The following is a 23,880-nucleotide window of genomic DNA, read 5'->3' on the forward strand; positions in this document are numbered from 1 at the left end:
GCCGACAAGTTTTACAAAATCTCTCTATACTTTGACGGTCGAATAAAGTATAATGAAGTCAACGACTAATCGGAAGTTCAATGTGAGGAAAATTAGATGAAGAAAAAGTCTTATTGGTTAAGTATTAGTGTGTTCGTATTGATACTGATATGGACGGTTTATTATTATGCAATGCAGTACACAGGAGGATTTGCAGACTTAAAGGACTCTATTGTTTGTGGGATTGTAGGTTTGATATGTATCGTATTTATCGTGAAAAGAACTATTGACTTTTTGAAAAACAAAAAATCGTAAAATTCAAGTTTGCCACCCACACATCGGGTCAACTTGTCCCGAACTTTTACAGCTAAATATCCGCCGCCTTCACAGCGGCACACCGAGCAGGAAATCTGAAAAAGGTCTCCTGCTTTTTTTCTGCCAAAATGAGGTGGTAAAACGCCACCCCATCCACCAATTACCGAAAGGAGGGACACGAAATGCCCTGCCCACACAACGAAATCACGATTGTTCAGCGCAGCCAGCGACAGTCTGCGGTTGCCGCCGCTGCTTACCAAAGCGGCGAAAAGCTGTTCTGTGAATACGACCAGCAAGTGAAGCACTACCCGGAAAAGCGTGGTATTGTCCACAATGAAATTCTGCTCCCGGCAAACGCCCCACGGTCGTATGCAGACCGCAATACCTTATGGAACGCCGCCGAAGCGGTGGAAAAGCAATGGAACTCCCAGCTTGCAAGGCGGTGGGTGCTTACCATTCCAAGAGAGATACCACCCGACCAGTATGCTGTCCTTGTCCGGGAGTTTTGTGAGCAGCAGTTTGTTTCCAAAGGCATGATTGCTGATTTTGCAATCCATGACCCCCATCCGCCGGGACACAATCCCCACGCCCATGTCCTGCTGACTATGAGGGAAATGGACGAACATGGAAAATGGCTTCCCAAGAGCCGCAAGGTTTATGACCTTGACGAAAACGGGGAACGGATAAAACTTCCGTCCGGCAGATGGAAAAGCCACAAGGAGGATACGGTGGATTGGAACGACCAGAAGTATTGCGAAATCTGGCGGCATGAATGGGAGGTCATCCAGAACCGCTATCTGGAAGCCAATGACCGTCCGGAGCGTGTGGACTTGCGTTCCTATGCCAGACAGGGGCTTGATATTGTCCCCACTGTCCATGAGGGGGCTGCTGTCCGGCAGATGGAAAAGCGTGGTATCCAGACGAATATCGGAAACCTGAACCGGGACATCAGAGCCGCCAACCGCCTGATGAAGTCTATCCGGCAGCTCATTCAAAACCTCAAAGGCTGGATTACCGAGCTGGGAGAAAAACGAAAAGAACTGCTTGCACAAAAGGCGGCGGAGGAAGCGACACTTCTTCCCAATCTGCTGATGAAGTATATGGAGATACGAAAGGAAGAACGGAAGGACTGGACAAGGGCTGGACAGAACCGGGGGACTTCACAGGACTTAAAGGCAGTCAGCGAAGCCCTGTCCTATCTCCGTCAAAAGGGGCTTTCTACTGTGGAGGACTTAGAAGTATTTCTGGAATCTTCCGGGAAATCAGCCGCAGATTACCGCAATCAGATGAAGCCAAAGGAAGCCCGAAGCAAAGTGATTGACGGGATTCTTGCCAGCCGGACAGACTGCAAGGAATGTAAGCCTGTCTATGAGAAGTACCAGAAGATATTTTTTAAGAAAACAAAGGAGAAATTCAAACAGGAACACTCGGAGGTTGCCCGGTATGAAAAAGCCGCCGCCTACCTTGCCAAGCACCCAGATGATAAGGACAGTACCCAAAAGGAGCTGCAAGAGGAGCAGGAAACGCTTCTGGAAGAAATCGCAGAGTTGAAAGTACCACTGACCGAGGTACAGGAGGATTTGAAGAAGCTGCGGGACATCCGCTACTGGGTACGGAAAGCCACACCCGGCACAGAGGAAAGTAAAGAGCCGCCTAAGAAGCAGCCCATCAAGGAAGTCTTGCAGGATAAGGCAGACGAGAAAAAGGCTCAAAGAACCGCCCCGGCACAGGCGAAACACAGACAACAGGATATGGAACTTTAACAGGCACTTGCCATTTTCAATCAGAGAATGTCAGGTGCTTTTCTTATTTTCAAGGAGGGATAGATTTGAATGTATTTGAAGCTGTGAAGCAGTCCGTCACAACAAGACAGGCTGCGGAGCATTATGGAATCCATGTAGGTCGGAACGGGATGGCTTGCTGCCCGTTCCATAATGATAAAACCCCAAGCATGAAGCTGGATCGGCGTTACCACTGCTTCGGCTGCGGTGCGGATGGGGATGTGATTGATTTTGCCGCCGCCCTGTATGGGCTGGCAAAGAAAGAAGCCGCCGTACAACTAGCAAATGACTTTGGGCTTTCCTATGAGGACTGGAAACCGCCGGGAAAGGCAAAAAAGCCCAAGCCCCGGCAGAAATCCCCGGAGGAACAGTTTCAGGAAGCAAAGAACCGCTGCTTCCGTATCCTTGCCGATTATCTCCACCTGCTTCGGGCATGGAGAACGGAATATGCCCCGCACTCCCCAGAGGAAGCCTTTCATCCCCGGTTTGTGGAAGCCTTACAAAAGCAAGCCCATGTGGAATATCTGCTGGATGTGCTGCTGTTCGGGGAGACAGAGGAAAAAGCGGCTTTGATTACGGACTACGGAAAGGATGTGATACAGCTTGAACAGCGAATGGCAGAGCTTGCAGCCGCAGACGCAGCAAGAACTAAAAAACACCATGAACGCCATGCAGCCGCCCCAGAGCGTTGAGGAAATCAAGGCGGGGCTGGAAACTACCGAGAAAGGCGGTGTCCGTCAGAGCATACGGAACTGCCTGACCGTATTCCAGCGTGACCCGCTGCTTTCCGGGGCTATCGCATACAACATCCTGACCGACCGCAAGGACATCATAAAGCCCATCGGCTTCCACAGGGAAAGCACAGCCCTGAACGATACGGACATGAAGTATCTGCTTCTTTATCTGGAAGAAACCTACGGGCTTACCAATGAGAAAAAGATTGATAACGCCATCGGGATTGTGGCGAATGAAAACAAGTACCATCCCATCCGGGACTATCTCAATACCCTTGTGTGGGACGGGACGGAACGAATCCGTTTCTGCCTGCGGCACTTTCTGGGGGCTGACGCAGACGATTACACCTATGAAGCATTGAAGCTGTTCCTGCTGGGTGCAATCTCACGAGCCTTTCAGCCGGGGTGCAAGTTTGAAATCATGCTCTGTCTGGTAGGCGGTCAGGGGGCTGGCAAGTCCACCTTCTTCCGTCTGCTGGCAGTCCGGGACGAGTGGTTCTCCGATGATTTGCGGAAGCTGGACGATGACAATGTGTACCGCAAGCTGCAAGGTCACTGGATTATCGAAATGTCGGAAATGATGGCAACCGCCAACGCCAAGAGCATTGAGGAAATCAAGTCATTTTTAAGCCGGCAGAAAGAGGTTTACAAAATACCCTATGAAACCCACCCGGCAGACCGCCCCCGTCAGTGCGTGTTTGGCGGCACTTCCAATGCCCTTGACTTCCTGCCCCTTGACCGTTCCGGCAACCGCCGCTTTATCCCCGTCATGGTGTACTCGGAGCAAGCCGAGGTTCACATTTTAGAGGACGAAGCTGCTTCCAGAGCCTATATCGAGCAGATGTGGGCAGAAGCGATGGAGATTTACCGAAGCGGCAGGTTCAAGCTGGCTTTCAGCCCCGCCATGCAGCGGTATCTCAAAGAACACCAGCGGGATTTTATGCCGGAGGACACCAAAGCCGGAATGATACAGGCGTATCTTGATAAGTACACCGGGAGCATGGTCTGTTCCAAGCAGCTCTACAAGGAAGCCTTGAACCATGCCTTTGACGAACCGAAGCAATGGGAAATCCGGGAAATCAACGAGATTATGAACCAGTGCATTTCCGGCTGGCGGTACTTCCCGAACCCAAGAATGTTTTCAGAATATGGCAGACAAAAGGGCTGGGAGCGTGAAAACCCGGCAACGGACTCCGGCAACCCGTCTGAAAAAACGATGGACGGTTTTGTGGAGGTCACAGAACAGATGGAGCTTCCATTCTGAAAATGACAGCCCGTTGCACCCTCTGTTGCTATCCCGTTGCCGAGCCGGTTGCCGGGGAAAACCCCTTATTTCCGGGCTTTTCTCCCTTATAACAACCAAAACAACAGAAAAATAAAAGAAAAGTATAAATAGTAACCATCGCCAGATTGAGATTGTTTGCAAGGTCTTTTGAAGCCCGTTGCCGGACTTCGTTGCCGACACCCTCTGTCTGGCTATTTTCATGTATGGAGGATAACTGCCTATGGCAAAAAACAAAACAGAGATTCATGTGACCACTGTATTTGACGGGGAGCTGGACGCAACCGATGTGTTCGTCAGCCTGATTTCCCAGAAATACGGAAAGACAAATACGAAAGAATATCTTGCTAAAAAGAAAGATTTGAAGTATAATGAAGATGAAGTTCAAAAGAGCCAGATACCGTCTGGATTGTGTGGGTAAATGGCTATGATGAATGAAATGGAATACAGAACAATAGGTTCGGCACTTGCCAGGGGTTATCGTGCAGCGGTCTATTGCAGACTGTCAAAGGACGATGACCTGCAAGGCGAAAGTGCCAGTATCGCAAACCAGCGTGATATGCTGGAAAAATACTGCGAAAAGCAGGGATGGGAGGTTGTGGCAGTCTATCAGGACGATGGCTTCACAGGTCTTAATATGGAGCGTCCTGATTTACAGAGAATGTTGAGAGCCATTGAGCGCAGGCAAATCAACCTTGTCATCACGAAAGACCTCAGCCGACTGGGGCGTAACTATCTGCAAACCGGGCATTTGATTGAGGACTTTTTCCCAAGAAATGGTGTCCGCTATATCGCCATGAATGACGGTATCGACACCCTGCGGGATAACAACGATATTGCCCCGTTCAAGAATATCCTGAACGAGATGTACAGCAAGGATATTTCCAAGAAAGTCCATTCCTCTTATCTTCTGAAAGCGCAGAAAGGACAGTTTACCGGGTGTCTTGCCCCGTTTGGGTATCGGAAAGACCCGGAGGACAAAAACCATCTGCTCATTGACGAGGAAACCGCCCCGATTGTGCGGCTGATTTTCGGATATGCCCTAAACGGTCATGGTCCGAACTATATCCGCAGACGGCTGGAGGAAGAAAAAATCCCCTGCCCCACATGGTGGAACCGGGAACGGGGGCTTCGCAATACCCGAACCAAATGGGAAAAGAAAGACCCGGAAAACGGACGGTATATGTGGGACTTCTCCGTTATCAAAGACCTTTTGATGAATCCCGTTTACACCGGGGCGATTGCTTCCCAGAAAAAAGACTACCGTTTCAAAATCGGCACGATTGGGGAAAAGAAGCCGGAGGACTGGATTGTAGTGGAGGGACAGCATGAACCGCTGATTGACCGCATGAGCTTTGACATTGTGCAGAACAAGCTGAAATCCCGCCAGCGTCCGGGGCAGACCAATGAAATCAGCCTGTTTGCCGGACTGATAAAATGCGGCGAGTGTGGGAAGTCGCTGACGATACGCTATACAAACGCAAAACATCCCCAGCAGATTTATTCCTGCAAGACCTACAATGCCTTTGGAAAGAACCACTGCACCCAGCACCGGATTGACTATGACACCCTTTACAGCCATGTGCTGCGAAAAATCCGGGAATGTGCCAGAGCTGCCCTGATGGACGGGAAAGCGGTTGCCGACCGCCTGACTAATACCTGTGAAGCCGAGCAGCGGGAACAGCGGGAAGCAATGGAACGCTCCCTTACAAGGGACGAGGAACGGATTGAGGTTCTGGATAAAATGGTCATGCGGCTTTATGAGGATATGATTGCAGGGCGTATCAGTGAGCAGAATTTCAACACCATGCTGGAAAAGACACAGACCGAGCAGACGGAGCTTAAAGCAAAAGTGTCCGAGGGCAGGAAGCGGCTGTCCGATGAAGCCCAGCTTGCCAATGACGCAAAACAATGGGTGGAAGCCATTCAGGAATATGCCAACATCACAGAGCTGGACGCAGCCACCCTTAACCGCTTAATCAAAGAAATCGTCGTGCATGAGCGCATTGACGAAGATAAAACAAGACACATTTCTATCGAAATTCATTTTAATCTCAAACCCATCCCAGAGGTGGAACAGGTCACTGCCTGACCTGTCCTACCGGGACGATTCTCTTAAAAACACCATATAGATTTTTTGTACGCCGCCGCCCGCCATCGAGCAGAGTTTTACACCTAATTGGGGATAAAACAGCTCATGGCGGGCGGCGGCATCATCGTCATTGGCACCACACTGATCCCTCTACTGTCTGGCCTGTTTTAAGGTAGGCGCTTATGGATTTTCTCACCGACTGGCTCACAAACTGGCTCAAAGAGCTTCTGATTGGCGGGATCATGGGAAACCTCGAAGGGCTTTTTGATACCGTCAATACCCAAGTCGGAGAGATTGCGGCACAGGTAGGGACTACCCCGGCGGCGTGGCACGCCGGGGTTTTCTCCCTGATCCGACAGCTTTCCGAAACGGTGATCCTGCCGATTGCCGGAATGGTGCTGACCTTTGTTGCCACTTATGAGCTCATACAGATGCTTTTGGAAAAGAACAATATGCACGAGGTTGACGTTGCGAACCTCTATAAATGGATGTTCAAAACAGCCTGTGCAATCCTGATCCTGTCAAACACATTCAATATCGTCATGGCCGTGTTCGATGTCTCGCAGAGCGTCATCGCGCAGGCAGGCGGGCTCATTCAAGGCTCTACCGATGTTTCGGCGGATATGCTTGCTGAACTGGAAACCTCGCTGGAGGCGATGGACTTGGGGCCGCTTTTGGGGCTGTGGCTGCAGTCTGCGCTCATTGGCTTCACGATGAAGGCGATGGGAATTATCATTTTCGTTTTGGTGTATGGCAGGATGCTGGAAATCTATCTGCTGACCAGTCTGGCCCCCATCCCCGTTGCTACGCTTTCCAACCGGGAGCTTGGTGGCACCGGGCAGAACTACATCAAGTCCCTGTTTGCCGTGGGCTTTCAAGGGCTGCTGATCCTTGTATGTGTTGCAATTTACGCGGTGCTCATTCAAAGCATCGCAACAGGCGGCGATCCCATTGGGGCAATTTGGGGAACTGTGGGCTACACGGTTCTGCTTTGCTTCATGCTCTTTAAGACCGGGAGCATTGCCCAGCGTATCTTTGGCGCTCATTAACAGGAGGTGGTGCTTATGCCGAGAAGATACGGGGCAGACGGAACGCACTTATGGAATGGAAAAACGCCGGAGGAGTTTACTGAGGCAGACGCTTACCGCTTTATGGCGGAAACAGAGGCCGTCCTGCAAAGAAAAGAGTTGATGGACGACCCCGCCCAGCCTGCTCCGGCAAGCGGAAAGGAGGAATTTTATCTGAGTAAGAAAGACGATGTATTGCTGACCCCGGAGCAGATTGCTGCGGAGGAACGGCGCTGGCTGTTTGATGCTCCCATCGCGGAGCTTGCAGAAGTCAAGGGCGTTAGCATTGATGAGGCAGTAAAAATGCGGACAGATGCTGTCTTGCAGGAGGCGGTTGTTCCGATCACGGTATCTGTCCGCCCGATTGAGCCGCAGGGAAAACTGATCGGCTTCGCCAGCGTCAATTTTGGCGGTGTGGTCATCGACGATTTTAAGGTTGTGGACGGGAAAAACGGGATTTTCCTCGGCGCTCCCTCTAAACCTGATCCTGCCAGCCGGACGGGATACCGGGCTACGGTTCGGATTCCTGACCGAGCCACACAGGAACGGATTAACGCGGCTGGTGTGGAGGCGTATCATGCGGCGGTGGAACAGCTTGTTGCACGGGCCCAGGCGGTACGGCCTGCCCCGATCAAGGAGCAGATGGCCGAGGCTGCAAAGCAAGCGGGAAAAGAAAACGCTGCCCGGCCTGCGCCTGCCAAGGCAAAGGAGGCCCGTAATGACCGATAGCCGCACTTTGGGACAAAGTGTCCCGAAGGAGGGCTTGTTTCTCATGGATGGCATTGAGGGCCTGCGCTCCCTACCCAAACATAGCGTGGATATGCTGTTGACTGATCCGCCTTACGGCACAACCCGGAATTATTGGGATGTGCCCCTGCCGCTCCCGGAGCTGTGGGAGGCGGTGAAATGGGCGGTCAAGCCGAATGGCGCAGTGCTGTTTTTCGCACAGTGCCCCTTTGACAAGGTGCTGGGCGCATCCAACCTCGCCATGCTCCGCTATGAGTGGATTTGGTACAAAGAGCGCGGAACGGGCTTTCTCAATGCAAACCGGGCTCCACTGAAGAAGTCCGAGAACATCTTGGTGTTTTACCAAAAGTCCCCGGTCTACAATCCACAGTTTACTTACGGCAAGCCATATACCCGTGTTCATTCCCGAAGCGGTACAAGCTCTAACTATGGGAAATTTGAACGGCAGGGCTCAGAGTCCAACGATGGCCGCCGCTATCCCGGAAATGTGCTTTTTGTGCCTACGGTGTCCGGCGGCATCCATCCCACACAGAAGCCCGTGGAGCTTTGTGAGTATCTGATCCGCACCTATACCCGCCCCGGCGAATTGGTCGCGGACATTTGCGCGGGCTCCGGCACAACCGCGATTGCAGCTATCAACACAGAACGTCGCTTTGTATGCTTTGAAACGGCCCCGGCCTTTTATGCCGCAGCCAGTGAGCGTATTCGTGCGGCGCAGGCAGTAAAAAGTTCTGGCGAGAAAGGAGTGTAATTATCCAGCAGTATTCTATCATTTACGCCGATCCCCCTTGGCGCTACTCGGCTAAGAAAGTACAGGGCGCGGCGGAAAACCATTATCCCACTATGAGCATTGAGGAGTTATGTGCGTTGCCTGTGGCTGATCTTGCAGCCCCGGACAGCGCACTCTTTTTATGGGCCACTTTCCCGCAGCTCCCGGAGGCGCTCCGGCTGATCGAGGCTTGGGGCTTCAACTATAAATCCGTTGCTTTTGTCTGGCTGAAAAAGAACAAGAAGGCGGATAGCTGGTTTTACGGCCTTGGCTTCTGGACAAGAGGCAATGCAGAAATTTGCCTGCTGGCAACCAAGAGCCACCCGAAGCGGCAGGCTGCCAACATCCATCAATTTATCGTTTCCCCGATTGAGGCCCACAGCAAAAAGCCGGACGAGGCCCGCGACAAAATTATTTCCCTGATGGGCGATCTGCCCCGCGTGGAGCTCTTTGCCAGGCAGACCCCGCCCGGTTGGGTTGTATGGGGAAATGAAGTAACGCCAACCATCCCGGACTTTGGGACACATTGTCCCGAAGTGCAGAAAGGAGTGTGATCTATGCCCTATGTAAACGTACCAAACGATTTATCCAAAATCAAAACAAAGATGGCTTTCAACCTCACCAAACGCCAGCTTGTCTGCTTCGGCAGCGCGGGCGCGGTGGGGATTCCGGCCTATTTGCTGACCCGTGGCACCCTCGGCAATACCGGGGCGATGTTTCTCATGCTGGGAATTATGCTCCCGGCGTTCCTGCTGGCGATGTATGAAAAGGACGGCTTGCCCTTTGAAAAGGTTGTGCGAAACATCATCCGGGCCAAGTTTCTAAGGCCGGGGATCAGGGCCTACCGAACCGAAAACATTTATGCGCCCTTTGCCGGGCCGGGCGCTGGAAAGGAGGATGTGATTGAAAAACACAAAGAAGAAAAACGGAGCCGCCGCCAAGGGTAAAGGCCGGGCGACCCTGTCTGCTCAGCAGACAATCCCGTATCTGTCCATGCACCCGGACGGTGTGTGCAAGCTCCCGGGCGGGCTCTATACAAAAACCGTGGAATATGAGGACATCAATTACTCCGTGGCATCCACCGAGGATCAGACCGCCATATTCAGCGGATGGAGCTCATTCCTCAACTACTTTGACAGTTCGCTGCCGTTCCAGCTTTCCTTTATCAACCGCCGTTCTCATTCCCGCAGCCGCTATCAGGTCAATATCCCGAAAGCGGATGACAACTATAACAGCGTCCGGGACGAGTTTACCGGGATGCTGAAAAATCAGATTGCCAAAAGCAATAACGGCATTGAACGCTCAAAATACATCACCTTTGGCATACCCGCCGAGGGGATTGCGGAGGCACGGCCCCGTCTGGAGCGTGTGGAGGCTGATGTCATGGGAAACTTTAAGCGGCTGGGCGTTCCCTCGGAGCCTATGGACGGGCGGGCCCGCCTTGCGCTGCTTCATAGCCAGATGCATCCGGGGAGCCGCGAGGCGTTCCGCTTTTCGTGGAAAGACATCCCGCAGACCGGGCTCGGCACAAAAGACTTTATTGCCCCGGACAGTCTCGACTTCCGCCAGTCCCGAACATTCCGTATCGGCCAGTATTGGGGCGCGGTGTCCTACTTGCAGATTATGGCATCAGAGCTTTCGGATAAGCTGCTGGCGGAAATCTTGGAGCTGGATGCAGAAATGACTGTGACCATGCACATTCAGACCGTGGATCAGCTCAAGGCAATCAAGACCATCAAGGGGAAAATCTCGGACATCGGAAAAATGAAAGTAGAGGAACAGAGAAAGGCTGTGCGCTCCGGCTATGACCCGGATATTCTTCCCCCTGACCTGATCACATTCAGCAAGGACGCAGCGGAGCTTCTGGCTGATTTGCAATCCCGCAATGAGCGAATGTTTCTGCTGACCTTTACGGTGGTAAACCTTGCTCCTAACCGCCAGCGGCTGGAAAACGATGTGTTTACCGTGGGCGGTATCGCGCAGAAATACAACTGCGCTCTGCGCCGTCTGGACTGGCAACAGGAACAGGGCTTTGTTTCCTCGTTGGCCCTTGGTTACAACGAGGTAGAAATCCAGCGCGGTATGACCACCAGCTCCACAGCCATCTTTATTCCTTTTATGACAAGGGAGCTCCGCATGGCTGGGCAGGCCCTCTACTATGGCATGAACGCACTTTCTCACAATGTCATCATGGCTGACCGCAAAAAGCTGAAATCGGCAAACGGGATGTATTTGGGCTCTACGGGCTCCGGCAAGAGCTTTGCCGCAAAGCGCGAGCTCTTGAATGTGTTTCTCACCATCCCGCAGGATCGGATCATCGTGGTTGACCCGATGGGCGAATACGCTCCGCTGGTGCGAAGGCTGGGCGGCCAGGTGATCGAGATTGCCCCGGACAGCCCGCACCACCTCAATCCGATGGATGTGGAGCTCAATATGGCTGCCGGAGAAAGCCCGCTTTCCATGAAGGCGGATTTTCTTTTATCCCTGTGCGAGCTGGTGGTCGGCGGCAAGGAAGGCTTGCAGCCCATTGAAAAGACGGTCATTGACCGCTGTGTGCGTTTGGTGTACCGGGAACAGGCGCTCGGACTGGAAACTGCAAAAACACCGCTGTTGCAGGATTTGTACGAAGAGCTCTTACGCCAGCCGGAGCCCGAAGCCCGGCGCGTGGCAACTGCCTTAGAGCTTTATTGCACAGGCTCCCTCAATCTCTTTAACCATCCTACCAACGTCAAGACGGACAGCCGTGTGGTGTGCATCGTTCTGAAAAACATGGGCGAAAACCTTAGAAAGATTGCAATGCACATCACAAATGAGTTTGTTTCGCAGGCGGTGGATCAGAACTTCCACGAGGGTGCGGCGACTTGGTGCTACTTTGACGAGTTTCATATTCTGCTCCGCGATCCGCTGACAGCCAGCTACTTTGTAGCGGTCTGGAAAATGCTGCGTAAAAAAGGATGTGTGCCGTCTGCTTTGACGCAGAACGTCAAAGATCTTTTGGCCAGCCGGGAAATCGAGAACATTCTGGACAACACGGATTTTATGATTCTGCTTTCGCAGGCGCAGAGTGACCGTACCATTCTGGCAAAACAGCTCGGTATTTCTGAGCATCAGCTTTCCTATATCACACACAGCAATTCCGGTGAGGGGCTGTTGTTCTATGGAAATGTAACCATTCCGTTTGTGGATCGGTTCCCTCGCGGAGAAATCTATGACCTGCTGACTACCCGCCCGGAGGATATGAAGAATGAAACGAAAAACGAATAAGACCAAGGAGGAGGCTTGGTCGCAGACCGCCCACGCCCCTGACGGGGAACAGCCCGGGCCGGAGGCTTCCGACACTTCGGGACAAAGTGTCCCGAAGTCCAAGTTCCGCAAAAAGAGCCAGCAGGAACAGGCTGCGGCGGCAAAGCTCCACATGGAGTCCCAAGGCGAAAAACTGGAACAGGCCCGGGAGAAGCTGGCAAAGCAAAAGCCGCCGAAAAAGCCTGGCCCGGTAAAACGCATAGGCCGTGTTGCCAGTGGTTCCGTTCACAGCTTCGTGCATGGCAAGATTTTTGAAGTGGAACAGGAAAATGTCGGCACAGAAGGCGCACACCGTTCTGAGCTTGTGGGAGAAACCGCGCTACGGCATGGCTCTCGCTTTGTGCGCCGTAAAGTCCGGGAACATCCGGCAAAAGTGGTACGCAAGGCCGAGGCCCGCTATACCAAGTACACGGCGGACTACCATTTTCACACCGCCGCACAGGAGCACCCGGAGCTGACGAAAAATGCCCTTACCCGCTACTGGCAGAAGCAACGGCACCGCAGGCAATACCGCAAGCAGGCAAAGGAGGCTGCAAAGCAGAGCGCGGCTGCGGCTGGGAAAACTGCCACAGCCACAGAACGCCTGACTGCCCGGGCAGTGGAATTTGTCAAAAGTCATCCCGCAGGTGCCGTGATTGCGGTGCTCTGTGTGTTACTCCTGTTTGCTATGCAGTCCTGTTCCTCTACCATGCTTATGCTGGGGAACGCCGGGGCCGGTGCATTAGGGGCCAGCACCTATCCTTGCGAGGATCGGGATATGCTGGCCGCCGAAGCTGCCTACTGTGCGCTGGAAGATGATTTGCAGCATTATCTGGACACCTATGAAAGCACCCATGACTACGACGAATACCACTTCGATCTGGATGAAATCGAACATGACCCCTATGTGCTGCTTTCTCTTTTGTGTGCGCTCCATGAGGGGCAATGGACAATAGACGAGTTACAGGGAACGCTGCAAATGCTGTTTGACCGCCAGTACATTCTCACGGAGGATGTAGTGGTGGAAACCCGGTATCGCACGGAAACCGACACATGGACGGACGAGGACGGCAACTCCCATACGGACACCTATCAGGTGCCTTACGATTATTACATCTGTACGGTCACGCTGGAAAATTTTGATTTGTCCCATGTGCCCGTATATGTCATGGGCGAGGAGCAGCTTTCACGGTATGCCATCTATATGGCAACGCTGGGAAACCGCCCCGATCTGTTCCCGGATTCTCCCTATGTGAACAAGTACATTACCGGGAAACCCGGTGATTACGAAGTGCCCGGAGAATATCTGGACGATGAAACCTTTGCCGCGATGCTTGCCGAAGCGCAGAAATACATCGGCTATCCCTATGTGTGGGGCGGCAGTTCTCCCGCCACTTCCTTTGATTGCTCGGGGTACGTTTCGTGGGTTATCAATCACTCCGGCTGGAATGTGGGCAGGCTGGGAGCCCAGGGGCTCTATAACATCTGTACGCCGACCAGTTCTCCCAAACCCGGTGATCTGGTGTTCTTCAAAGGCACCTATGACACGCCGGGCGTGAGCCATTGCGGGATTTATGTCGGTGATGGAAAAATGCTGCATTGCGGAGATCCCATCGGCTACGCAAATTTGAATACAAGCTACTGGCAATCTCATTTTTACGCCTATGGGCGTTTACCGTGACAGGAGGTTTTGAAATGGCAACTACCAAAAGCATGAAAATTCAGGCCGAGATTGATAAGGTCAAGGCCAAAATCAGTGAACAGCAGGCCCGGCTCAAGGAGCTGGAGCAGAAAAAGCTGGAGGCGGAAAACAGCGAGATCGTGGACATTGTGCGCGGTATGAGCATTTCCCTTACGGAGCTCCCGCTGCTGTTTGAAAAGCTGAAGGACGGAGGTACTTTGGGACAAAGTGTCCCGAAGTCCGAAGAAGAAAAGGAGGAAAACTGAATATGAAACACTTTCGTATGTTGGCGGCGGGGCTTTGCTCCGCCGTTCTTTTATGCGGCTTTGCAATCCCGGCCTATGCCTATTCGGACGGCGGGAATGAGGAACCGCCTGTTGTGGAAGAAACTCCGGCCCCGGAGCCAGCGCCTACCATTACCCCGGGCGAGGGCTTTTCGGAGGATGGAAACCTTGTGACCCGCGATCTGCTCTACGATGCCGCAACCAATAAACAGTACATCACGGTGGAAACCAACGGCGGCAGCACCTTTTACATTGTCATTGACTATGACAAGCCCGTGGACGAGGACGGCGAACAGTATCACACCTACTTTCTGAACATGGTGGATGAAGCCGATCTGCTGGCGGCACTGGAGGCCGCTGGCGGAGAGCTTCCGGCCTGCTCCTGCACAGAAAAATGTGCGCCCGGAGCCATCCATACGGATTGCGAGGTCTGCGCGGTCAACATGACCGAGTGTGCTGGCACAGCTCCCGAACCCGCCCCGGTGACGGAACCTGCGGAGGAGCCGGAACCCGAGCCCCAGCAGAAAAGTAATACCGGGACGCTTCTGCTGATCTTGGCAGTGGCTGTTCTGGGCGGCGGTGCAGGCTGGTACTTCAAAATCTACCGCCCGAAGCATGAAAAAGCTGCTGTACCCGAAGAGGATTACAGTGAGGAACTGGCTGATTATGACGATCCCGAGGACGATGGGCCGCCTTGGGACGAGGACGATACCGAAAGCGAGGATAATGAATGAGATTTACCAACAACCCCTATGAGGGATTTATGAAAGAAAAAAGCTACTTTAAGGGTGTGCCGCCCAGCCTGCCGCCGAAGGGCTCCCGTTGTGACGGCTGCCCTTACTGGCGCGGGATTGGCTGCGTGTTCTGCTACCGGGAGCAGCTCAAACCACCGGGCAACGGGAGGTGATGCTGTGGGCCGAGAACTGACCCGGACAGAAAAAGCGGCAATCCGCAGGCTGGTGTCAAAATGGTGTGCCAACTATGACCGGGACTGCGGCTGCCTGCCGCTGGATTGCGAGTGCTATATGTTTGGAAAATGCTGGGCGGGGGCTTATTGCCGCTACTTCCGCGAGGCAGTTCTGCCCCTTGATCCGGCGCTGGAGGCTGCGCTGCTGGCAGAGGGGTCAAGGCCGGATTTCAAGGCTTGCCCGGTATGCGGCAGAGCCGTGGTTCCTGATGGACGGCAAACCTATTGTTCGGCGGCCTGTGCAAAGGCGGCACACCGCAGACAGCAGCGGGAATATATGCGAAAAAAGCGGGGCTGATGTGTTGACAATTAGGACACCCCAAACCCGCCTGTGACAAGGCTTTTTAAGGCCCTTTTCTGCGGGAGGCGTATGTTTCTACGTCCGCCCCTGTTTCCGTGAGATGCTGTCAACATTTTAGCTGCCGGGGCTTTGGGACAATTTGTCCCAAAGTTCCGGCTTTTGTGGAAGGAGGTACTATGCCGAAATATTATCCGATCAACGAAGAAGCCGCAAAGCGGGCAAAAGATATGAACAGCTTTTCCGACTATCAGCCGGGCTCCGCTACGGCGGGCTACCAGGCAATGGTCGATGAAGCGTATGCAGCGGCGGAACGCCAGAAAGCCCGTGTCGATCCCATGTACCACGATAAGATTGACGCTCTGGTGGATCGCTATGCCCGGAAACTTGCGGAAAATCTGAATGAACGCAATGTGATTGATGCCCGGGTGCCCTCTATTCTGATCTCCGGGGGCGGTAATTTCCCTGTGGCAAAAAAGCACAAGCAGAACGCCGCCCGGGATCGCAACTATGGAGAGTATGCGGAGATTTCAAAGCTGCTTGAGAAAATCCGCTCTGTTGGTATGGGCGGGATCAGCGCAGACGATGATCTGGCCGTGGAAAAGCTGACAAAAAAGCTGGAGGGGCTGGAGTCCCAGCAGGCCACCATGGAGGCAATCAATGCGTATTTTCGGAAACACAAAACGCTGGATGGCTGCCCGGAGCTTACGCCGGAGCAGGCAGAAAAGCTCAAAGCAGATATGGCGCAGTCATGGCACTTGGACAAAAGCAAGCCGTATCCCGCCTATCTGCTTTCCAACAACAACGCCAACATCCGCCGTGTACGCCAGCGAATTGAGGAACTGAGCAACCGCTCCGAGTTTGCAGGCTGGACATTCCCCGGAGGCGAGGCAAAAATCAACGAGGCTGAAAACCGTTTGCAGCTTATTTTCGAGGAAAAGCCCGATGCCGATCAGCGGCAGGAACTGAAAAGCAACGGCTTTAAGTGGGCTCCCAGCCAAGGGGCATGGCAGCGCCAGCTTAACCAGAACGCTATCCGTGCTGCGGCCCGGATAGACTTTCTGCGGCCCGAGGACGGTACAAGCCCCTATCAGCTCCAGCCGTTTGTGAAAAGAGAAAACAAAGAAATGTCTCGATGATGGGAGGTGTACTATGGACAAAAATCAAGGCTATTCGATTCTGAAGGCTGTTATGCTGGAAAATGGACGTGGATTTGCATTGGGCGAACATCCCACCGCGCCATCCCGCTATGTCACATGGGCCTGCTATGATGACAAAGACGGCCTGCGGCAGTACGAATGGGGTCACTATGGAAATGACCGCACCGCGATGGAACAGGATTTTACAGACCGGGTGCAGGACTATCAGCGTATTTATAACGTGGGGATCAGGCAGACCGAGGCTCCCGGTCTTTACAAGTATTATTCGACCCAGCGGCCTGTGGACATCGGGACATTCCCGAAGCCGCCCTATAACAAGCCGGATGAAATTTTCAATTACGATCAGCGCGTCCCGGTGGAAAATGGCTCGTTCTTGGCTTGGGGTTATCTTACCTATACCCGCCCCCTGACAGAAAAACAGGCATCCGACTATGAGCTGCGTCCTGCGCCTGATAATCCCGACAGGCCCCGTCCGATTGCCGAGCAGATGAAAAACGCGGCAAAGTTGGCGGAGGCAGATCGCGGCCCGGAGGCTCCGGCTCCCCAGCGCAGGCAGCCTGACCGTGACGATAGATAAGGAGGTGCGTATATGGAAAAGAAACGTGAACAGGATTTGTCTGTACTGGAGGCGCTGCGCCTGCACCGTGAATTTCATTTGCCGCGCCCCATTCCGGCAGACGAACAGGAAAAGCCGCTGGATAAGGTAAAGGAGCCGCCCCGCGCCTGCCGCAGCCGGGAGCGTGAGGAACGATGACAAAGAACCGCCGCCGTCCGATTCATCTTCATGTGATGGTGTCGGAGGCGGAACAGGCCCTGATTCAAGAACGTATGGCGGAGGCTGGCATCCGTAATATGGGAGCCTATATGCGGAAAATGGCCCTGAGTGGGTATGTGCTTCATGTTGACCTTTCGCCTGTTCGTGAGCTGGTTTCGCTCCAGCGGCGCTGCTCCAACAATCTGAACCAAGTGGCAATTCAAGCCAACACCTACGGCGCGATTTATCCCGAAGAACTCGCAGCCTTACAGCGGGACTATGCCGCGTTGTGGGGGCCGCTGTCTGATCTCTTGAAACAGCTCTCCGCGCTGGTAGAGCTCTGACCCGTCCGGGGAGTGGTTGATACCGCTCCCCGGTTTTTTCTACTTCGGGACAAAGTGTCCCAAAGTAAAAATACTATTTGCCGGAAGGAGGGATTTCTACGGCGACCACTTACATCCGCCCTTATAAAACAGCGGCGGGAAAAAGTGCAATTCAAACGATGGAGGATCGTTTCACCTATGGCCTGAACCCGGAAAAGCTGGGAGCCGTATCTTCCTATCTTTGCGATCCGAACACGGCTCCCGCCGAGTTTCTTCTGGTAAAAAGTCAATACCTTGCAGAGACAGGCCGGGCCGTATCTCACGGGGCCCTGTTCTTTCAGATCCGGCAGGCGTTCCTGCCCGGGGAGGTTACGGCGGAAGAAGCAAACCGTATCGGTTATGAAACGGCGATGCGCTGGACAAAGGGAAAGTATCAGTTCTTCGTCTGTACGCATACCGACAAGGCCCATATCCACAATCACATTTATTTCAATGCGACGGCCTTTGATCGCTCCCGGAAATTTCATAATTTCATCGGTTCATCTTTTGCCCTGCGGCGGCTCTCTGACCGGGTGTGCATTGAGCATGACCTCTCCGTAATCCAAAATCCCAAACAGCACAGCAAGGGCCGGTATCTCCATTATGGCCAGTGGATTGGGGAAAAGCCGCCCTCTGCCAAGCAGCGGGTACGGCTGGCTATTCTCGCGGCTTTGGAGAAAAAGCCCACAGACTTTGCCGACTTTCTTCGTCTCATGGAGGAGTCCGGCTTTTCGGTGAAACAGGGACGCGGCGGTGTCATCTCATTCCTTGCGCCCGGGCAGGAAAAACCGACCCGGCTCCGGGCTTCCACACTTGGAGTCGGATTTGACCCGGAGGACATCAAGGCGGTAATTGCCGGGGAACGTCCGCTCCCTGAGCTGCCAGAGGAGCCCACGGTTCCGCCACGGCGAGTTAATCTCATCATCGACATTCAAGAGCGTATGGCCCAGGGCAAGGGCCCAGCCTATGAACGATGGGCCAAGGTCTACAACTTAAAGCAGATGGCGGCTGCACTCCAGTATTTGCATGAGCATCATCTGACAGACTATGCGGCGCTGACGGCCAGCACCGAGGCTGCGGTGGATCACTTTCACAAGATGTCTGACGAGCTCCGTACAGCGGAGGAGGCTCTTTCCAAAACCTCGGAGCTGATGGCTGCCACGGTGGACTATGCCAAGACCCGCCCGGTGTTCGATGGGTACAAGGCTGCGCGGTACAGCAAAAAGTATCTGGCCCAGCATGAAGCAGAGCTTGCCACTTATCGGGCGGCAAAGGATACCATGAACACCATACTGAACGGCGAAAAGCTCCCTAAGATTGAGGCACTAAAAAAATCCCGCCGTGAGCTGGCAGGACAGAAAAAAGAGCTTTATGCAGAATATCGGGAGGCCCAGCGGCAAATGCGGGAGGCCGTGGCAATAAAAGCGAACATTGATCATCTGCTCGGCATAACAGACGAGCGTGAAAATAAGGCCCAGGAACGATAGTGACGGGCCGCAGACTACGGTGCAGCGCACCGGGACTTTGGGACAATTTGTCCCGAAGTACAGCGGGTTTGGGGAGCTCCCCAACAAGCATTTTTGCGGGCCCTGCGCCCTGCAAAAATTTCGGAGTGTGGCCACACCCGAATTGCTTGCCATTTAGCGGCACCCCCGAAAAGCCCCCTAAAAACGAGAAAAACGAAGGCCCTCTTTACTTGACCTCCGTTTCTCTGGCTTTTTGTAGTCCCTCTGCTGTAGCCTCCATGACCGTCAATTCCTTTTCGTCCATTGTATTGAGCAGCCTGTCAATATGCTGGCGGCAGTCGCTTTCGCCGTTCTGCCTGTCAGGATAAAAGAACTGGTCTACGGAAATATCCAACAGGGTGACGATTTGGTAAAAGGTGTTCAGGCTGGGATGCTGGCCCCGGTTCTCAAAATACATGATGGAACGAGGGGTACGGTCTACGAGCTGTGCAAGGTATTCCTGTGTCCAGCCTTTCGCCTCTCTCTTGCGCTTGATCTCCCGACCTAATGCGTGGAAGTCAAGCCGTCTGGTGTCTTGGTACATTCTCATATCACCCCTATATTATTTTACATTTCGGGTTTGACTATGAGAACGAAACACGATTTTATGTTTTAGTAGTATTTTATTGCCCGTCGGCAAGGTTGCCGATGTTACACGGACAAGGTATAATAACAGAAAGAAAATTTGAAAACTACACTTTAATCACAAAAATCTATGATACGCTATCTTTGGAGGTGTTATTATGCAAAGGATTTTAGTCGTTGAGGACGATTTTGATATTCAAGAACTTTTACAGAATTTTTTACAAGAAGCAGGATATGAAGTAGCTGTTGCAAATGATGGTGTCGAGGCACTATCTTTATTTGCGGGAGAACGATATGACTTGATTGTGTTGGACATTATGCTCCCCAAAATTGACGGTTACGGTGTCTGTGAATTGATACGCAAACAATCTGATGTTCCTATCATCATGCTAACCGCATTAAGCGGAGAAGAAGATCAGATTAAAGGATTGGATTTGCAGGTGGATGACTACATTACAAAACCGTTTTCTATGCCTGTCCTGCTCCGCAAAATTGCGGCTGTACTTCGGCGCAGTAACCGGGGAACAGATGAAAAGTATCAAATCATTACTTATGGCAATTTGCGTTTGAACTGTGACGGCTACACCGCCACAGTGGACGGAACTAATTTTGAACTGACACAAAAGGAATTTGAAATACTGCGGGAACTGCTGACCCATCAGGGCCGGATATTGACCCGGCAGAACTTGTTGGATAAGCTGTGGCGATATGATTTTTATGGGGACGAGCGTGTTGTTGATACCCATATCAAAAATCTACGAAAAAAATTGGGAATAGATTTCATTCAAACAATCAGAGGGGTGGGATATAAAGTTGATAAAGAGAATTAAAGGCAGTCTGTTTGCTAAAGTCTTTATTCTGACTGTGGCAGTTTTGCTCTGCGTGAGCTTTCTTGTCTATGGCGTTTTGGCTTGGTATATGCCTCAAACCTATTCTAACAATCTCAATGCGGCATTAGATGAACAGGCCAGCGACTTTATTTATGAATTAGAACATATCCGTATGCAGGATAGCGGCGGACTTTTTGACCAGTTTCTTCAAAACACAACGATTAGCATGGTGGAGCTTTATACTGCTGATGGTGTTCTAATGGAAACACCGTCTAACCAAAATGACTTTAACGATGGGATCACCGGGGAGGCTCTTGGCGGAACATCTTATGAAAGTGTGCCAATTATATCCAACAGCTATTACTTCTCATTTGCAGATGATAATAGCCAATATATTTTAACAGTTTATGGAGAAGCCTCTCAAATCGCAGAACTGCGGCAATCATTTGTAAGTGTATTACCGATTTTGTTTTGCGTTATTCTCCTTGTATCATTGGCAACTGCTTGGGGGTATTCTCGTATCATTACAAACCCGGTATTAAAAATCAGTCGGATTTCTAAAGAAATGTCTGATATGCGGCTGGAATGGCAACTTGAGGAACGCCGTTCTGACGAGCTGGGTGTACTGGAGAATAGCTTGAATACGCTGTCCCGGAAACTATCTGCTACCTTGGAGGAGTTGCAAAGTGCAAATCTCCAGCTCCAAAAGGATATTGAACATCAAAAGGCGCTGGAACGGGCACAACAGGATTTCTTTTCTTCCGCTTCCCATGAACTGAAAACCCCTATCACCATTATCAAGGGTCAATTAGAGGGGATGCTATTGGGTATAGGGGCATATAAAGACCACGAAAAGTATCTTGCCCGATCCTTGGAAGTTGCGGCTACGCTTGAAACGATGGTGCAGGAAATATTAACGATTTCAAGGCTGGAAACCAATGTTGATTTCAAAATGGAGCATTTTGATTGCGCTCCCATGATACATGGCTATTTGAGGGAGATTGATGATTTAGTGGCAACAAAAGAACTGCAAATACATCTTGCTATACAGTCTCCCGCTTTTATAAACGGGAACAAATTGCTGATTGAAAAGGTGTTCTCCAATTTGATTTCAAATGCTGTAAAGTATTCGCCGCATGGAGCAAGCGTTGATATTATTTTGCAAAATACCAACGGACGCTTTTTGTTCTCCGTAGAGAACACAGGTACACATATACCAGAAGATGATATTCCCAAATTGTTTGACGCTTTTTATCGTATGGAGCAATCCCGCAGTAGAAGAACAGGCGGTAGCGGCTTAGGGCTTTATATGGTTCAAAGAATTTTACAACAACATAACAGCTATTGTGAGGCTTGCAACACAGAAAACGGTGTTAAATTCTTCTTCACGATTTAGCGGACAATCAACGGCAGGTGAACAACCTGCCGCTTTTTTTAACTACACATAAATCACAAACTAATCCCAAAGGTATCCCAAAATGCTTTGCTATACTTGGGGTACATTCAAAGAAAGGATTGGTAAACACTATGAGAAGAATGGCATTATGCGCTGCGTCTATGCTCTTATTAGGCTGTTTGGCTGGATGCAGCACGACACCACAGAACAGCCAGGAACAAGGTAATCCCGTTATCAAGGAAGAAATCAGTCAACCTCTTGGCAGCTCTGAGGCGCTTGGAAACAGCGAGGATAGCTCGGCACTTTCCGCCGCAGACAAAGAAAAAATGTTTGCACCTTATGAACAATATGGGATGACCTATGATGCGGTCAAAGATGAACTTACCTATAACGGGAATTTGGTTCGATGGTTTGAGGACTATTATCCCATCGGTAACAATGAAACCGCCGGTATTGATTTTCTAAATGAAAACGGCACAGTAGATGTGTATGCTGTACGGGATTTAGAGAGCTTTTCAAAAGCGGCTGACGGCTCCGTTGATCCGGCGGGTAAGCTGATTGGCTTAAAAGAGTTTACCCAGCAGGAATTTGACGCACGGGATATTGAGGCGTTGAAAAACAGCACATCCGTTGCTATGGCAGGAACGCCGCTTGAAGATAGCGAAACTGCAAAGCTCGTTGCAGAGTATGAGGCATTTGGAGTAACCTATGATGCCGAAAAAGATCAGTGGTATTTCAATGGTGAGGAAGTCCGCTATTTCCGGGATGTTCTCACTTCTAATGGTGAAAGTCTCACCAGCGGAAAATTCCGAGGCGAAATGAGAACGCTTGGAAGTGGTGTTGGTACAATAGACATTTATACCGTTCGTGATTACGGCCACTTGAACAGCGAACATCACGGAACATTAACTGGCATCGAGAAATACAGTCAAGAGGAGTTTGACGAGCATACACAGGCCGGAATATCTGGAAACCAATCCATAGGTAATGCAAGCCATAACTAAACAAAGCATTTAACTGCCGCACGACGGCAAAAGAAAAAAAGCCGTCGTACAGCAGCCTATCAATACGCCTATTTGAAACGGCGGCTCAATTTTCAGAGCCGCCGTTTCTCTTTGGATATTCAGTAACCCCACGGCGGCCCATAGGAGGGTGTCGCCGTGTCCATCTTACTTTCTCACAATTCCCATGACCTTCACCAGCTAAAAAAAGCGTAGCTCCCCCTCCGGGACAGTCTGACTATGAAGGTACAATATATCAGTACAATTATGATAATGTAATTTCATGCGTCTGCATAGCGTCTTGCTGTGCGGGCGCTTTTTTGTACTTCGAGACAAATTGTCCCGAGGTGCGGGGCGGCTCCCCGGGATGCCGCTCCCCACCGAGCCCCGTTTCGGTCACTCATCCACCCAACACCGAAACGGAGGTTTATTTATGACTACAATCAATCTGAAGGATTTTTATTATTGGTACACACAGGATCAGTTTATTGAGGTTTCTGACGAGGTAGCCGAAGTGTTTGTGTCCGATGCCCGGCACGAAATGGCCTACCAGCGGCGGCTCTCCCGGCATAAGGCGCAGTATTCTCTGGACTGCGATGACGGGATCGAATATTCCGCCTGCCTGCATGAGCCAACGCCCCAGGAGCTTCTGGAGCGCATGGAGCTGTTCATCCGTCTGTGGAACGCACTCAACTCTTTACCGGAGATCCAGGGCCGCAGGATTGATGCCCACATCATTCTTGGAAAGAGCATCAAGGAAATTGCCGAGGCCGAGGGCGTACATGAGGAGTCTGTCCGCCAGTCGATCAAGCGTGGCCTTGAGCGTATGAAAAAAACTTTTTGATTTTTTCATTTTCCCCACTTGGAAATGATGAAAAAATGTCTCGGTTTATGAAAGGGGATATTCTTCTTTTCGCAGATAAACAGCGGCGACCCCGGGCATAGTCCGGGGAGCCGGGTGGCGGGTGCGCTGTGACTTTTTCTTCGGAAGAACGAGCGAACAACACCA

The 23,880-nt window shown here is 51.7% G+C and carries 27 protein-coding genes and 1 pseudogene; 26 read left to right on the plus strand and 2 right to left on the minus strand.

Going from position 1 to position 23,880, the window contains the following annotated elements; all coding sequences use genetic code 11:
• Positions 1–476 precede the first annotated feature (476 nt).
• The 3 genes from mobQ (at position 477) to DW677_RS15735 (ending at position 4,073) form a co-directional block, all read left to right on the plus strand.
• On the plus strand, positions 477–2,057 hold the full coding sequence (gene mobQ / locus DW677_RS15725) for a MobQ family relaxase (protein WP_117567767.1): 1,581 nt from the start codon (positions 477–479) through the stop codon (positions 2,055–2,057).
• A 65-nt stretch (positions 2,058–2,122) separates the two neighbouring features.
• Positions 2,123–2,767 (plus strand): CHC2 zinc finger domain-containing protein, encoded by a 645-nt coding sequence (locus tag DW677_RS15730; RefSeq protein ID WP_117567768.1) that lies wholly within the window; start codon positions 2,123–2,125, stop codon positions 2,765–2,767.
• On the plus strand, positions 2,736–4,073 hold the full coding sequence (locus DW677_RS15735) for a virulence-associated E family protein (RefSeq protein ID WP_117567769.1): 1,338 nt from the start codon (positions 2,736–2,738) through the stop codon (positions 4,071–4,073). Before DW677_RS15730 ends, DW677_RS15735 begins: the two co-directional genes overlap by 32 nt.
• A 28-nt stretch (positions 4,074–4,101) precedes the next feature.
• Here the strand turns inward: DW677_RS15735 and DW677_RS19215 are convergent, their stop codons facing one another.
• Positions 4,102–4,341, minus strand: coding sequence for a hypothetical protein (locus DW677_RS19215; RefSeq protein WP_021682886.1), 240 nt, complete (start codon positions 4,339–4,341; stop codon positions 4,102–4,104).
• On the opposite strand from DW677_RS19215, the gene DW677_RS15745 reads away from it, so the two are divergent.
• From DW677_RS15745 to DW677_RS15825, 19 genes and pseudogenes are all read left to right on the plus strand, one after another.
• Entirely contained in the window at positions 4,315–4,512 is a 198-nt protein-coding gene (locus DW677_RS15745; protein ID WP_004612761.1) for a hypothetical protein, read from the plus strand. The genes DW677_RS19215 and DW677_RS15745 overlap by 27 nt on opposite strands.
• On the plus strand, positions 4,513–6,183 hold the full coding sequence (locus DW677_RS15750) for a recombinase family protein (protein ID WP_117567770.1): 1,671 nt from the start codon (positions 4,513–4,515) through the stop codon (positions 6,181–6,183).
• A gap of 90 nt (positions 6,184–6,273) precedes the next feature.
• A pseudogene (locus tag DW677_RS15755) lies at positions 6,274–6,354 on the plus strand (Maff2 family protein); the annotation flags it as partial.
• An 11-nt stretch (positions 6,355–6,365) separates the two neighbouring features.
• Complete coding sequence (locus DW677_RS15760) at positions 6,366–7,232, plus strand: VirB6/TrbL-like conjugal transfer protein, CD1112 family (RefSeq protein ID WP_117567771.1); 867 nt, start codon at positions 6,366–6,368, stop codon at positions 7,230–7,232.
• 15 nt (positions 7,233–7,247) lie between these two features.
• On the plus strand, positions 7,248–7,979 hold the full coding sequence (locus DW677_RS15765; protein ID WP_117567772.1) for a septation protein SpoVG family protein: 732 nt from the start codon (positions 7,248–7,250) through the stop codon (positions 7,977–7,979).
• Entirely contained in the window at positions 7,969–8,748 is a 780-nt protein-coding gene (locus DW677_RS15770; RefSeq protein WP_021738873.1) for a site-specific DNA-methyltransferase, read from the plus strand. The genes DW677_RS15765 and DW677_RS15770 overlap by 11 nt, the downstream gene beginning before the upstream one ends.
• Before the next feature lie 17 nt (positions 8,749–8,765).
• Positions 8,766–9,320: an MT-A70 family methyltransferase gene (locus tag DW677_RS15775; protein WP_117567773.1), complete on the plus strand. Its 555-nt coding sequence runs from the start codon at positions 8,766–8,768 to the stop codon at positions 9,318–9,320.
• A 3-nt stretch (positions 9,321–9,323) separates the two neighbouring features.
• Complete coding sequence (locus DW677_RS15780) at positions 9,324–9,713, plus strand: PrgI family protein (RefSeq protein ID WP_015563852.1); 390 nt, start codon at positions 9,324–9,326, stop codon at positions 9,711–9,713.
• A 46-nt stretch (positions 9,714–9,759) separates the two neighbouring features.
• Complete coding sequence (locus DW677_RS15785) at positions 9,760–12,030, plus strand: VirB4-like conjugal transfer ATPase, CD1110 family (protein WP_003020346.1); 2,271 nt, start codon at positions 9,760–9,762, stop codon at positions 12,028–12,030.
• Positions 12,011–13,729, plus strand: a complete 1,719-nt coding sequence (locus DW677_RS15790) for a C40 family peptidase (RefSeq protein ID WP_117567774.1) — start codon at positions 12,011–12,013, stop codon at positions 13,727–13,729. The genes DW677_RS15785 and DW677_RS15790 overlap by 20 nt, the downstream gene beginning before the upstream one ends.
• A 14-nt stretch (positions 13,730–13,743) precedes the next feature.
• Complete coding sequence (locus DW677_RS15795; protein WP_015563850.1) at positions 13,744–13,995, plus strand: DUF4315 family protein; 252 nt, start codon at positions 13,744–13,746, stop codon at positions 13,993–13,995.
• Positions 13,996–13,997: 2 nt separating this feature from the next.
• Positions 13,998–14,747 (plus strand): DUF4366 domain-containing protein, encoded by a 750-nt coding sequence (locus DW677_RS15800; protein WP_117567775.1) that lies wholly within the window; start codon positions 13,998–14,000, stop codon positions 14,745–14,747.
• Positions 14,744–14,920 carry a hypothetical protein gene (locus DW677_RS18425; RefSeq protein ID WP_014080211.1) on the plus strand — a complete coding sequence of 59 codons (177 nt, stop codon included), beginning with the start codon at positions 14,744–14,746 and terminating at the stop codon, positions 14,918–14,920. The genes DW677_RS15800 and DW677_RS18425 overlap by 4 nt, the downstream gene beginning before the upstream one ends.
• A 4-nt stretch (positions 14,921–14,924) precedes the next feature.
• Entirely contained in the window at positions 14,925–15,278 is a 354-nt protein-coding gene (locus DW677_RS15805; RefSeq protein ID WP_117567776.1) for a cysteine-rich VLP domain-containing protein, read from the plus strand.
• 179 nt (positions 15,279–15,457) lie between these two features.
• Positions 15,458–16,417: a hypothetical protein gene (locus DW677_RS15810; protein ID WP_117567777.1), complete on the plus strand. Its 960-nt coding sequence runs from the start codon at positions 15,458–15,460 to the stop codon at positions 16,415–16,417.
• 13 nt (positions 16,418–16,430) lie between these two features.
• Positions 16,431–17,015, plus strand: coding sequence for a hypothetical protein (locus DW677_RS15815; RefSeq protein WP_117567778.1), 585 nt, complete (start codon positions 16,431–16,433; stop codon positions 17,013–17,015).
• A 12-nt stretch (positions 17,016–17,027) separates the two neighbouring features.
• On the plus strand, positions 17,028–17,192 hold the full coding sequence (locus DW677_RS18430) for a hypothetical protein (protein ID WP_181968383.1): 165 nt from the start codon (positions 17,028–17,030) through the stop codon (positions 17,190–17,192).
• Positions 17,189–17,536 (plus strand): plasmid mobilization relaxosome protein MobC, encoded by a 348-nt coding sequence (locus tag DW677_RS15820; RefSeq protein ID WP_117567779.1) that lies wholly within the window; start codon positions 17,189–17,191, stop codon positions 17,534–17,536. The genes DW677_RS18430 and DW677_RS15820 overlap by 4 nt, the downstream gene beginning before the upstream one ends.
• A 158-nt stretch (positions 17,537–17,694) precedes the next feature.
• Entirely contained in the window at positions 17,695–19,041 is a 1,347-nt protein-coding gene (locus tag DW677_RS15825) for a relaxase/mobilization nuclease domain-containing protein (RefSeq protein WP_181968384.1), read from the plus strand.
• Between the two features lie 205 nt (positions 19,042–19,246).
• Here DW677_RS15825 and DW677_RS15830 read toward each other — a convergent pair whose 3' ends face one another.
• On the minus strand, positions 19,247–19,603 hold the full coding sequence (locus DW677_RS15830) for a helix-turn-helix transcriptional regulator (RefSeq protein ID WP_025579572.1): 357 nt from the start codon (positions 19,601–19,603) through the stop codon (positions 19,247–19,249).
• Between the two features lie 199 nt (positions 19,604–19,802).
• Here DW677_RS15830 and DW677_RS15835 point away from each other — a divergent pair, with 199 nt between their 5' ends.
• The 4 genes from DW677_RS15835 to DW677_RS15850 all read left to right on the plus strand — a co-directional run bounded on the left by DW677_RS15835 (position 19,803) and on the right by DW677_RS15850 (position 23,715).
• On the plus strand, positions 19,803–20,474 hold the full coding sequence (locus DW677_RS15835; protein ID WP_117567781.1) for a response regulator transcription factor: 672 nt from the start codon (positions 19,803–19,805) through the stop codon (positions 20,472–20,474).
• Positions 20,458–21,870 (plus strand): HAMP domain-containing sensor histidine kinase, encoded by a 1,413-nt coding sequence (locus tag DW677_RS15840; protein ID WP_117567782.1) that lies wholly within the window; start codon positions 20,458–20,460, stop codon positions 21,868–21,870. The genes DW677_RS15835 and DW677_RS15840 overlap by 17 nt, the downstream gene beginning before the upstream one ends.
• 131 nt (positions 21,871–22,001) lie before the next feature.
• Positions 22,002–22,874, plus strand: coding sequence for a hypothetical protein (locus DW677_RS15845; protein WP_226818873.1), 873 nt, complete (start codon positions 22,002–22,004; stop codon positions 22,872–22,874).
• A gap of 430 nt (positions 22,875–23,304) precedes the next feature.
• Positions 23,305–23,715, plus strand: coding sequence for a sigma-70 family RNA polymerase sigma factor (locus DW677_RS15850; protein ID WP_117465015.1), 411 nt, complete (start codon positions 23,305–23,307; stop codon positions 23,713–23,715).
• Positions 23,716–23,880: the final 165 nt, after the last annotated feature.

The organism is Clostridium sp. AM25-23AC (assembly GCF_003435125.1).
Taxonomy (GTDB): Bacteria; Bacillota; Clostridia; order Lachnospirales; family Lachnospiraceae; genus Pilosibacter; species Pilosibacter fragilis.

Coding starts and splice junctions, on each gene's coding strand:
- mobQ (WP_117567767.1), top strand. CDS start 477: ATGCCCTGCCCACACAACGAAATCACGATTGTTCAGCGCAGCCAGCGA.
- DW677_RS15735 (WP_117567769.1), top strand. CDS start 2,736: ATGAACGCCATGCAGCCGCCCCAGAGCGTTGAGGAAATCAAGGCGGGG.
- DW677_RS15745 (WP_004612761.1), top strand. CDS start 4,315: ATGGCAAAAAACAAAACAGAGATTCATGTGACCACTGTATTTGACGGG.
- DW677_RS19215 (WP_021682886.1), bottom strand. CDS start 4,341: ATGAATCTCTGTTTTGTTTTTTGCCATAGGCAGTTATCCTCCATACAT.
- DW677_RS15750 (WP_117567770.1), top strand. CDS start 4,513: ATGGCTATGATGAATGAAATGGAATACAGAACAATAGGTTCGGCACTT.
- DW677_RS15760 (WP_117567771.1), top strand. CDS start 6,366: ATGGATTTTCTCACCGACTGGCTCACAAACTGGCTCAAAGAGCTTCTG.
- DW677_RS15765 (WP_117567772.1), top strand. CDS start 7,248: ATGCCGAGAAGATACGGGGCAGACGGAACGCACTTATGGAATGGAAAA.
- DW677_RS15770 (WP_021738873.1), top strand. CDS start 7,969: ATGACCGATAGCCGCACTTTGGGACAAAGTGTCCCGAAGGAGGGCTTG.
- DW677_RS15780 (WP_015563852.1), top strand. CDS start 9,324: ATGCCCTATGTAAACGTACCAAACGATTTATCCAAAATCAAAACAAAG.
- DW677_RS15785 (WP_003020346.1), top strand. CDS start 9,760: ATGCACCCGGACGGTGTGTGCAAGCTCCCGGGCGGGCTCTATACAAAA.
- DW677_RS15790 (WP_117567774.1), top strand. CDS start 12,011: ATGAAACGAAAAACGAATAAGACCAAGGAGGAGGCTTGGTCGCAGACC.
- DW677_RS15795 (WP_015563850.1), top strand. CDS start 13,744: ATGGCAACTACCAAAAGCATGAAAATTCAGGCCGAGATTGATAAGGTC.
- DW677_RS15800 (WP_117567775.1), top strand. CDS start 13,998: ATGAAACACTTTCGTATGTTGGCGGCGGGGCTTTGCTCCGCCGTTCTT.
- DW677_RS18425 (WP_014080211.1), top strand. CDS start 14,744: ATGAGATTTACCAACAACCCCTATGAGGGATTTATGAAAGAAAAAAGC.
- DW677_RS15810 (WP_117567777.1), top strand. CDS start 15,458: ATGCCGAAATATTATCCGATCAACGAAGAAGCCGCAAAGCGGGCAAAA.
- DW677_RS15815 (WP_117567778.1), top strand. CDS start 16,431: ATGGACAAAAATCAAGGCTATTCGATTCTGAAGGCTGTTATGCTGGAA.
- DW677_RS18430 (WP_181968383.1), top strand. CDS start 17,028: ATGGAAAAGAAACGTGAACAGGATTTGTCTGTACTGGAGGCGCTGCGC.
- DW677_RS15820 (WP_117567779.1), top strand. CDS start 17,189: ATGACAAAGAACCGCCGCCGTCCGATTCATCTTCATGTGATGGTGTCG.
- DW677_RS15825 (WP_181968384.1), top strand. CDS start 17,695: ATGGAGGATCGTTTCACCTATGGCCTGAACCCGGAAAAGCTGGGAGCC.
- DW677_RS15830 (WP_025579572.1), bottom strand. CDS start 19,603: ATGTACCAAGACACCAGACGGCTTGACTTCCACGCATTAGGTCGGGAG.
- DW677_RS15835 (WP_117567781.1), top strand. CDS start 19,803: ATGCAAAGGATTTTAGTCGTTGAGGACGATTTTGATATTCAAGAACTT.
- DW677_RS15845 (WP_226818873.1), top strand. CDS start 22,002: ATGAGAAGAATGGCATTATGCGCTGCGTCTATGCTCTTATTAGGCTGT.
- DW677_RS15850 (WP_117465015.1), top strand. CDS start 23,305: ATGACTACAATCAATCTGAAGGATTTTTATTATTGGTACACACAGGAT.